General features: G+C 66.3%; 3 protein-coding genes. All 3 read left to right on the top strand.

Annotation, left to right across the window (positions count from 1 at the left end; translation table 11 throughout):
- The first annotated feature begins 1 nt into the window (after position 1).
- The 3 genes from AB0P23_RS19485 to AB0P23_RS19475 all read left to right on the top strand — a co-directional run bounded on the left by AB0P23_RS19485 (position 2) and on the right by AB0P23_RS19475 (position 10,749).
- Positions 2 to 7,645, top strand: coding sequence for an amino acid adenylation domain-containing protein (locus AB0P23_RS19485; RefSeq protein WP_363798876.1), 7,644 nt, complete (start codon positions 2 to 4; stop codon positions 7,643 to 7,645).
- Between the two features lie 88 nt (positions 7,646 to 7,733).
- Positions 7,734 to 8,807 carry an ABC transporter substrate-binding protein gene (locus AB0P23_RS19480; RefSeq protein WP_027495815.1) on the top strand — a complete coding sequence of 358 codons (1,074 nt, stop codon included), beginning with the start codon at positions 7,734 to 7,736 and terminating at the stop codon, positions 8,805 to 8,807.
- A 70-nt stretch (positions 8,808 to 8,877) separates the two neighbouring features.
- Complete coding sequence (locus AB0P23_RS19475; RefSeq protein ID WP_032374027.1) at positions 8,878 to 10,749, top strand: siderophore-interacting protein; 1,872 nt, start codon at positions 8,878 to 8,880, stop codon at positions 10,747 to 10,749.
- The last annotated feature ends 121 nt before the right edge of the window (positions 10,750 to 10,870 follow it).

The raw sequence follows: 10,870 nt of genomic DNA, 5'->3' as shown, positions 1-10,870 counted from the left end.
CATGACGACCGATACCGCGGCCACGTCGCAGTCCAAGATCGCCGCCGTACTCCCACTCACCGCACTGCAGGTCGGGATGTACCTGCAATCGACGCTCGCCGAGCGAGCGCAGGATCCGTACCTGTCACAGACGGTGCTCGACCTGTCCGCCGCGGTGGAACGCGGCCGGCTCGATCGTGCCCTCGAACTGCTGTTGGATCGCTACCCGAACATCAGAGCGCTGCTGCGGCAACGCCGTAACGGTGATCTGGTCTGGGTGGTACCGCGCGCGTCGACGCCGGTCGTCACGGCCGTCGACGACGAGTGGGATGATCATCTCCGACGAGACCGCTCGGTCGGGTTCGCGTTCTTCGAGCAGCCGCTGATTCGCTTCTCCTACTCCACTTCTGCGCGCGCCCCGCGAGTTCTGATCACCTACCATCACGCGCTGATGGACGGGTGGTCCGAGGCCATCTTCGTCAGGGAGCTGATCGCTCTCTACGAATCGGGCGAGGGGGCGCGGTTGCCGCCTGCACCCGACTTCGGCGATTATCTCGCGTGGACAGCGTTGCAGGACAACGTCACTGCGCGTCAGCGGTGGGCCGACTACCTCGACGGGTTCGAGTCCGCGACTCTCGTTGCCGGGGACCGAGCGAATGGGTCCAGCGCGGGCACGCGCTCGCGCCTGGACGTCGATATCGACGATGCGTTGGCCCAGCGGGTGTCCGAATACGCGCGTCGTACCGGCGTGACCACGAACGTCGTCGTGCAGACAGCCTGGGCGGCGATGCTGTCGGCGAGAACCGGTTCCGACGATGTGGCCTTCGGGATGGCGACGTCGCTGAGGCCGTTCGATCTCGATGGTGCCGAGGCGATGGTGGGTTTGCTGCTCAACACCGTGCCTGTCCGCCTGCGGTGGAACTCGGCTGCAACGGCGACCGAGATGCTCGCACGCGTGCAGGCAGACCACCTCGACCTGGACGAGTATCGGTTCCTCGGGCTGTCCGACATCGCCGGAACAGTCGGCGGCGGAGAGCTGTTCGACACCATAGTCGTGTACCAGAACTATCCCGCACCGATACCCGAGACGAGCGGGACCGTCGACGAGATCACGGTGCTGGGTGCGCACATGAGCTTCCCGATGGCGTTGATCGTGGGCCCCGATCCTGCTCTGTGGGCGTTCGTACTGCACGACGAGGCCGCTGTCGGCCGGCGGCAGGCCGCCATGTACGCCGAGACGTTCGTCGAGATGCTCGATCGGATGACGACAGTGTCGGACATCGACGTCACTCGACTGGTGGCCGCCCCGCATGGCCAGGGGCGCAGCGTCGGACCGGACCGAACCGTGGTGCCGATCGAGACCGCTCTGGCAGCGCGTTTCGAGCAGTCCCGCGATGACGTGGCACTGCTGATCGGCGGCGAGCACATCACGTTCGGGCAGTTGTCCACGCGGGTCGGACAGGTGTCCGCACTGCTGCGTGTGCACCACATCGGTGTCGAAAGCCGCGTCGCTGTTGCGGTGAGCAGAGGTCTCGACATGGTGGCGGCGCTGTTGGCGACCATCGACGTCGGCGCAGCGTTCGTACCCGTCGACATTCGCTACCCGCGTGAGCGGATCGAACTGATTCTGTCCGATTCCGGGCACGACCTGCTGTTGATCGACGATGCGACCCCCGCGGCACTGACGGATATGGAGACTGCGGTCCGCGTCGATACCGTTGTACGACAACAGGACTGGACGCCGCCGTTCGGTCGCAGCGTCCCGGGTGAGTGCGCGGCCTATCTCGTGTACACGTCGGGTTCGACCGGAACGCCCAAGGGTGTGGTCGGCACCAGGAACGCGTTGGCCAACCGGCTGCAGTGGGCGGTGACGCGGTGGGGCAGACCGGGCAGCCGAGTTGCCAAGAGTTCGCTGGCGTTCATCGACGGCGCGACGGAGTTGCTCACCGGCATTCTCGCGGGCCAACGTGTGGTACTCGCGCAGGATCACCAGTACGGCGATTCGGGTGCCGTGGCCTCGCTCATCGGACGGTCCGGTGCCGAACAGGTCACCGCCATCGGTTCTCTGGCTGCCGCGCTGGCCGCTGCGGCGCCGTCGGCCTGCGCTTCGGTGACCGGTTGGATACTCAGCGGAGAACCGTTGACCGACCACATGATCGACGTGATCCGAGCGGTGACGCCGGACGCCACGATCGACAATTCCTACGGATCCTCCGAAGTCGCAGGCGACGTCGCCGTCCAGCGGGTCGACGGCGACCCTGCGGTCATCGGAACCTCGGTGGACAACACCACACTGCGGCTGCTCGACTCTCGGCTACGCCCGGTTCGGAACGCCGTTCCTGGCGACCTGTACGTGTCGGGCGTGCAGCTCGCCCGCGGATACTCCGGGAAACCGGCCGAGACCGCGACTCGCTTCGTCGCAGATCCCGGCGGCGATGGCGCGCGAATGTACCGCACCGGGGACCGTGCCCGTCTCGTCGACGGCGTCCTGGTATTTCTGGGTCGAGACGATCGTCAGGTCAAGATCAGAGGCCATCGCGTCGAACTGGGTGAGGTCGAAAGTTGGACGGCCAGTGAACCTTCGGTCGACGAGTGCGCCGTGGTCGCTGTGTCCGACGGTGACGGCGTCGGTGTGCTGGTGGCCTACGTGACTCCCGACTCGGTCGACACCGCGTCGGTGCGGGAGGCGCTTCGTGGCCGGGTTCCCGACTATCTGGTGCCCGCATTCTGGGTGGCCGTCGACAGTATTCCCAGAACCCCCAACGGCAAGGCCGATCGAAAAGTTCTGCAGGAGTGCGGAATACCCGACGGTGGTCCCAGCCGATCGCGACCGGCTGCATCCGAGGACGAGCGAGCGCTCGCGGCGCTGTTCGCAGACACCACCCGTGCGGAGAGCGCCCAGTCCATCGGCGTCGACGACGACTTCTTCTCGCTCGGCGGCGACAGCATCACCGCCATCACCCTCGTCCATCACGCGCGCACCGCCGGACTTCCGATCACCACCGCAGACGTCTTCGAGTGTCGGACGGTCGCAGGGCTGGTGGAGCGGGGCCGAAGCGCCCGGGCCGTTGCGATCGTCGACCGGCCCGACAGTTCGGTAGCGCTGCTGACCGATGCCGATGTAGCCGAATTGCGCTCTCATGGAATCGATCCAGAGGCAGCTCGCCCGGCCACTCCGCTGCAGCGGGGTTTGGCATTCCAGTCCGTAGCCTCGGGCGACGGAGTGGAGGAAATCTACGTCATCGCCACCGAATTCGAGGTGCACGGGCTGCTGGATCCGCGACGTCTCGAGGGCGCACTCGACGCGCTCCTCGACCGTCATCCAGCGCTGCGCTCGCGCTTTCTGACGTTGAGCACCGGGGCGACCGTCGCGATCCGCGATACGGGTCGAGTCGTACTCCGCCGTCATGTCGTCGACGATCCGACATCGCCTACCACCCGTGACCTGATCGACCAGGACAGGCGTGCGTTCGACATAGAGCAGGACTCGCTCGTCCGAATTCTGCTGCTGGACTGCGGGAACGATCGTCACCGGGTGGTGCTGACCGTCCACCATCTTCTCGTGGACGGGTGGTCCATGGGCACTGTGGGTACCGAGCTGTTCAAGCTCTACCGAGGCCTGGCACTGCCGGAACCTGCGCGGTTCGACGACTACCTGCGGTGGCTCGCGGGCCGCGACGACTCGTCCGTCGACGCGTGGCGTCGCGCGCTCGGCGCGGACGTGGCACCGACGATGGTGGCAGCGTCGGCATCGGCATCGGCATCGTCGTCGGTACGTTCCGAGGCGCACGAGATCGACCTCGAGTGGAGTGCGCAGGATACCGCTCGGCTCATCGAGTCGGCGCGTCGTCGATCGTCGACGCTGAGCGAACTGGTCGATGCAGCATGGGCCGTGGTGCTCTCGGCATTCACGGATTCCCCGTCGGTCGTGTTCGGCTCGACGGTCTCGGGGCGTCCCACCGACCTCGATCGCGTCGCAGACATGGTCGGACTGTTCATCAACACCGTTCCCGTCCGTGTCGACGTCGGACCCGATGCACGTCTGTCGACCGTGCTCGCTGGTCTGCGGGACTTCTCGATCGCCGTGGCTCCACATCATCACGTGGGCCTGGCAGACATTCAGAAGGCCGTCGGGCGGGGAACGCTGTTCGACACACTCGTGGTGTTCGAGAACTTCGCTGCTGCAGACACTTCGGGTGTCGATGCCGAGAACTTCTCGGTGTCGGTCGCCGGATTCCACACAGTGACGCACTACCCGCTCGTGTTGACGGTCCATCCGGGCGAACGGATGCGGCTGGTGGTCGAATACCGCAGCGACTCGGTGCCCGTGGCTCGCGCCCGCGCAGTGGCGTCCGCACTGACCTCGGTGTTGGGTGCGTTCGCCGACGAAGGCGACCCGCCGATCGCCGCACTGTCTCTCGTCGACGAGACGACGACTCGGATTCTCCGCACCGAGTACGCCGGCTCGCAGCGTCGGTATCCGGACGGGACGATGGTGGACCTGTTCGCCGACCGCGTCGCGTTGCAACCGGACACCGTTGCTGTTGCAGACGCCGCCACGGCTCTGACGTTCGCCGAGCTCGATCGCGTCTCCAATCGAATTGCGCGATGGCTCCTCGGTTTCGGTGTCGGCGCGGAAGATATCGTGGCCGTCGAGGCCCCACGAACCGTGACGACGATGGCGACGATCCTCGGGGTCATGAAGTCCGGGGCCGCCTACCTCCCGATCGACCCGAACTGGCCCACCGAACGCGCGCGGCAGATTCTCGACGATGCGCAGCCGGTGATCACGGTGACGGCGTCGGCGGTCGAGGCCCTGACGCCGTCGTCGACGGACGGGATTGCCGTCACCGATTCCGAGCGTCGGTCCGCATTGCATCCCGACCACCCGGTGTACTTCATCTACACCTCCGGTACGACCGGTGTGCCCAAGGGAGTCTCGGTACCGCACCGAGGACTGGCGAATCTCTATCACTCCCATCGCGAGAGCGTGCATCTGCCGACGGCGGCGCGCGCGGGCACGGACACTCTGAACGTGGCGCATGCCTGGTCGATGGCCTTCGACGCATCCTGGCAACCGCAGTTGTGGATGTTCGGCGGGCACACAGTACATCTCATCGATCCCGAGGTCGTTCTCGACCCGAGAGAACTCACCGAGCGACTGCGAACGCTGTCGGTGGATTTCATCGAGGTCGTACCCTCGTTGCTCGAACAGATGATGCGGTCGGGATCGATCGACACACTCACGTCGGTCGGGGTCGGCGGCGAGGCGGTATCGGTCGACTTGTGGAACAGGTTGCGCGCGAACGAATCTGTGGTCGCCTACAACTTCTACGGACCCACCGAGGCCACCGTCGATGCGGTGTTCACATCGACGGATCTGTCGCCCGAGCCCGTGATCGGTAGGCCGGTGACCAACCTGAAGGCATACGTGTTGGACGCCTGTCTTCGGCTCGCGCCTCCCGGGGCGCTCGGCGAGCTCTATTTGGCCGGGCCGGGCGTGGTGCGCGGGTATCGCAACGCGCCGGGGCGCACCGCGCACCGCTTCGTTGCCGATCCCTTCGCCGCGGACGGTACTCGGCTCTATCGGACCGGGGATCTCGTGTCGTGGACCGAATCCGGCACATTGAGGTATGCCGGTCGCGCGGACGACCAGGTCAAGATCCGCGGGCACCGCGTCGAAGTGGGGGAAGTCGAAAGTCGATTGCGAGAGATCGATGCCGTCGCAGACGCGCGGGTGCTGGTGCATACGTCGGGTATCGCTACCGGGCAGGCGACCCTCGCTGGGTACGTCGTTGCTGCGCCGGGACGGACGATCGACGTGAGCGCCGTGCGCGCGGGTCTGGGCGAACTCCTTCCGTCGTACATGGTTCCATCGTCGGTGACCGTGCTCGATGCGTTCCCTGTGCTGCCGAACGGAAAGCTCGATGCGGCCGCGTTACCCGACCCCGTCCCGACCCTCGGTTCCGGGCGCGCGCCGCGCACCGACGTCGAGCGGGAGATATGCCGCGCAGTAGCCGCTGTGCTGCATGTGCCGGAGGTCTCCGCGGACGACGACTTCTTCGATCTCGGGGGCGACAGCATCATGGCCATGGAGTTGTCGGCGCGGCTGCGGACGGTGGGCATGGCGGTCTCGCCCCGTCACATCGTCGCTCGGCGCACGCCGGAAGCACTTGCTCAGCAAGCGGAGTCGGCGCAACCGATGGCCTGCGGCGTCGAGGAACTGTCGCCGTACGGAGAAGTCCCGTTGACACCGATCCTCCGCTGGATGGACAGCCTCGATGGGTCCGTCGACGAGATCTCGCAGGCGGTGTTGCTGGAGGCTCCCGCCGATCTGACCGAGAACTCGCTGATCGAGCTCCTCGATCTCGTGGTGGCCAGGCACCCCATCCTGCATTCGAGTTTCGAGCGTCGTCCCGGCTCCGAGGCCGTGTTCACCGTGTTGCCGGACGGTACTGCCGACGTGGCCGAGTGGGTCCGTACCGAGTATGTGGACGGGCTCACCGAATCGCTGCTCGCAGAACGTGTTGCCGCCCAGTCACGCGCGGCACGTGGTCGGCTCGATCCCCGGATCGGCCGGATGGTCGATGTGGTGTGGCTGCGCCACCACGGTGACACCGACTCCTCGGGCGAGCTCCTGATCACGCTGCATCACCTCGTGGTCGACGGGGTCAGCTGGCGAATACTGCTGCCGGACATCACGACTGCGTGGCAGCAGCGGTTGTCGACGGATCGCGGCCCGATCGGACCCTCCATGCGGCAGTGGGCGCACGAGATCCACCGCCTCGCCGGCTCTGCCGAGGTGCTCGCCGATCTGGAGTACTGGACACGCGTCGGCGACGGGGCGGGACGGGTTCCGATGGTGCGTTCGGTCGATCCGTCGATCGATACCGGTGCAGGCGTACGCACCACCACGTTCGCGCTCTCCCCTCAGGAAAGCGCGCGGATTCTCGCCGCAGCCCGCCCGCGGCTCGGGGTGTCCGTCGAACATCTGTTGTTGGGAACGTTCGCGGCCGCGACAGTCGAGTGGATGGACAGCGGTGCGGCGGGTCCGCAGTCGTTCGTCGTCGACGTGGAGGGGCACGGGCGGTCGGGAATCGCGTCCGATCGGGTGGACGGCTCTTCCGTGGTCGGATGGCTCACGGCTGTGTTCCCGCTCCGCCTGACCGCTGACGCGACCGACCATCGCGCCCTGATGTCGCACCGGTCCGATCCTGTTGCCGCAGAATCGGTTCTGCGTACGATCGCGACGGACGCGGCTCGGTCGAGGGATTCGGTGCCGGGAGACGGGTCGACGTACGGCATGCTGCGGTGGTGCAGCGGTGAGGCGGGTGCGGTGCTGCGGCACATGCCCACGGCCGACATCGAATTCAATTATCTGGGCCGTTTCGACACCGCGACAGGCGGTCCGTTCGGGGCCAGCCGATTGCGTAGCAGTCTCGACACCACGCCCGGCACCGAGACGCCCTGCGGCTATGCGTTGGTCGTCGACAGCTACGTGCACGAACAGGACGGGTCGTCGGTACTCGGTGTGACGTACACGTGGCCGGCAGGAGTGCTCGACGGTGTGGAGGAACTGGCCGGGCTCTGGCGGGAGGCCCTGTCGGCCGCGTGTCGAATCGTGGAGGACAGGGAGTCCGAGAACGGCCTAATGAGGCAAGGGTAACCTCATTAGTGCTACCTTGTCAGTCGCCTCGCCCGGTCGGGTGTGGACGCAGTCAGTGCGTGGTCGAGTCGAGAGGTTCCGAGGAACGATGAAGGTTCGTACGAAGTGGATGAGGAGCGCCGCGTCGATCGCGCTCGCCGGAGGGCTGACCATCGCCCTCGCCGCCGGATGCAGCAGCGACACCGAGGAGACGCCTGCCGCCGACTCCACGACGTCTGCGCAGGAGTCCGCATTTCCGGTCACGATCGACTCGGCACTCGGATCCGCGACGATCCCCGAGGCACCGAAGCGGATCGCGACCTGGGGTTGGTCGAACCAGGACGCGATTCTCGCCCTCGGAGTCGTACCCGTTGCGATGCCTACATTCGACGGTGCCCAGTACGGTGCGGACGAACGCGGCGTTCTGCCGTGGGACGCGAAGGCTCTCGCCGACCTGGGCGGCGACGCGCCGACGCTGCTCTCCGGTGACGGCACCGGAGCGGTTCCGGTCGAGCAGTTCGCTGCCGCCGCACCGGATCTGATCTTCGCGCCGTACTCGGGGTTGAGCCAGGAGGAGTTCGACAAGCTCTCCGACATCGCGCCCGTCGTCGCGTACCCGGACAAGCAGTGGACCACGTCGTGGGAGGACCAGCTGACCATCGCGGGCAAGGCGCTGGGCAAGGAGAAGGAGGCCGCCGACCTGGTTTCCGGAGTCGAGGGCTCGATTGCCGATGCCGCGACGAAGTACTCTGCGCTGCAGGGCAAGACGGTCACCGTCGCGCTGCCCAACGCACCCGGCACTTTCGCCGTCAGCAAGGACAACGACGTACGAGTCGAGTTCCTCGAGCAGCTCGGTCTCGTCAACGAGCCCACCATCCAACAGGCCGACCCGGCCAAGGATCCCGACGCCGTGTACTTCGAGCTCAGCCTCGAACAGGCGTCGTTGCTGAAGTCCGACGTGCTGTTCGTCGTGGCGTACGACAAGGAATCTCTCGCCGGGTTCCTGGCCGAACCCGCAGTGGCCTCGCAGCCCGTACTTTCGCAGGGGCGTACCGCCTCCACCGAGGCCCTCAGTGCCGACAAGAACTTCGCGTTCGGTGGCCTGACGGTGCTGACGATCCCGTACATCCTCGACGACGTGGCCTCGGCGCTGAACACTGCCGCCGAGAACGTTCAGGGCTGACAACACTCGGGCGGCCCGCTCGACGCGAGCACAGGCGTATTCACTTTCGACGACAGGAGCGTGTTCCACCGTGGCAAGGTCCCATCGACTTCAGGTCGTCTTTCCCGAAGTCCTGCGCACGGCAACGGTGATCGAAACACGTCAGCTGGGTTCGGGTATGCGCCGAATCGTGTTGGGTGGGCCGCAGCTGCGCGAGTTCTCGCGCGGCGACTACCGGTTCCCGGCGTTGCGCAGCGAAGGATTCGACGACTTCGTTCGGTTGTTCTTCCCGGCGGAGACCGACGGCACGGTGGTGCTTCCGACCCAGCACGAGCGCACCGTCGAATGGCCGCGTGATCCGCGTCCGGTGACCCGCAACTACACCGTGCGCAGCGTCGATCCCGAGACCGCGCAGGTGACTCTCGACTTCGTCACCCACGACACCGGCATCGCGTCGACGTGGGGTCGGCGTTGCCGCGTCGGCGATTCCATCACCCTGCTCGGTCCGGTGCGGTCGGGCCATGCCCCTGCCGGTGTCGACTGGGTGTTGCTCGTCGGCGACGAGACCGCGTTACCTGCCATCGCTCGGTATCTCGAAGAGGCATTGCCGGGCCGGCGAATTCGGGTGTTCGTCGAGGTCGCCGACGTCGAGCGAGAGTTGCCGTTGCCGACGGCCGCCGACGCCGAGATCACGTGGGTCCACCGTGACGGCGTCACCGCCGGCACCGGCGACTTGCTCGACAGTGCGGTGCGGGCGGCACCCTGGTGGGACGGAACGGTGTTCGCCTGGGTGGCAGGGGAAGCGACCGCTCTCAAGGGAATCCGTCGGTATCTGCGCGAGGACCGCGGCCTGCCGCCGGAGATGGTCGACGTCACCGGGTACTGGCGTCGCGCCGAGGTTCTGACCCGCGCCGACGATCCCGAGGTGCCCGACCTCAGCGGCGGTGAGTCCGAGCCGTTCGACAGGCTCGCCGAACGTGCGGAAATACTGTCGCCCTTCGCTTTCAGGGCGGCCAACACGTTACGTATCCCGTTGCACGTGTCCCGAGGGGCGTGCTCCGTCGAATCGCTGGCGGAAGCCACCGAGACGGACGCGCGCGCCCTCGCGAAATTCGTGCGCTATCTGCGTGCCGTCGACGTCCTCGCCGAGAACTCCACCGGTGATCTGATTCTCGGCGATATCGGTGAGGCGATGCTCGGCGACGACTGGATCTCGCACTGGCTGGACCTGGACGGGATCGAGGCACGGGTGGAACTGTCGATCACAGGTCTGGTGGACAGCCTGCGGACCGGTACCGCCAGCGCGAGCCTGCTGACCGGCAACACGTTGACCGAAGACCTCGAGGCGTCCCCGCGGCTCGCCGAACTGCATCACAACCACATCGCCGACGAGGCCGCGTTCCTGGGTCCTGCTCTGGTGCAAGACTATTCGTTCGACGGGGTCTCGACCCTGTTGGTGGCGGGGGCAGGATCCGGAGTGGTGCTCGGTTCCGTTCTCTCCCGGTACGACGGAGTATCGGCGGGTGTGCTCGGGTTGCCCAGCGAACTCGACCTGATTCGACGCGACCTCGGGAAATGGCCCGAACTCGAAGGGCGAGTGGTGAATCACCCGCAGAGCGTGATGTCCGAGCCGCATGTGGAGCACGGGAACGGATTCGACGCGTATCTGTTGCTCGAGGTCACCGGACACTATCGAGACGACGATCTCGCACTGCTGTTGCGCAACGCGGCAACAGGATTGGCCGACAACGGAAAATTGGTGGTCGTCGAGCGACTGTCCAACGACGGGTCGTTCAACGAGGACCAGTCGGAATTCGATCTGCTGATGCTCTGCATGCACGGCAGCGGTGTACGAACGAAAGCCGAATTTGCCTGCGTAGCAGCCGATGCCGGCCTCGAGGTCGCGGCGTCGACGCTGGTCGGCTGGGGTATCTCGGTGCTCGATCTACGCCGTGTTCGCTGACACCGAGGAAGCCGTTGTGCTGCCGAGTCGGTTAGGTTAGCGTTCCCTATCGAAGGCGCGCGCCGATGCCGACCGCAGACGTTGCGCGCAATGCGCGGTCACGGACCGATTCACCGTCAGG

This window comes from Rhodococcus sp. NPDC077669, assembly GCF_040686915.1.
GTDB classification, from domain to species: Bacteria; Actinomycetota; Actinomycetes; order Mycobacteriales; family Mycobacteriaceae; genus Rhodococcoides; species Rhodococcoides fascians.
The sequence above is the reverse complement of the archived record's forward strand: the minus strand, read 5'-3'. Positions and strand labels throughout refer to the sequence as shown.

Bases quoted from the DNA above. Each gene is read 5' to 3' on its own strand.
- AB0P23_RS19485 (WP_363798876.1), top strand. From the start codon at position 2: ATGACGACCGATACCGCGGCCACGTCGCAGTCCAAGATCGCCGCCGTA.
- AB0P23_RS19480 (WP_027495815.1), top strand. From the start codon at position 7,734: ATGAAGGTTCGTACGAAGTGGATGAGGAGCGCCGCGTCGATCGCGCTC.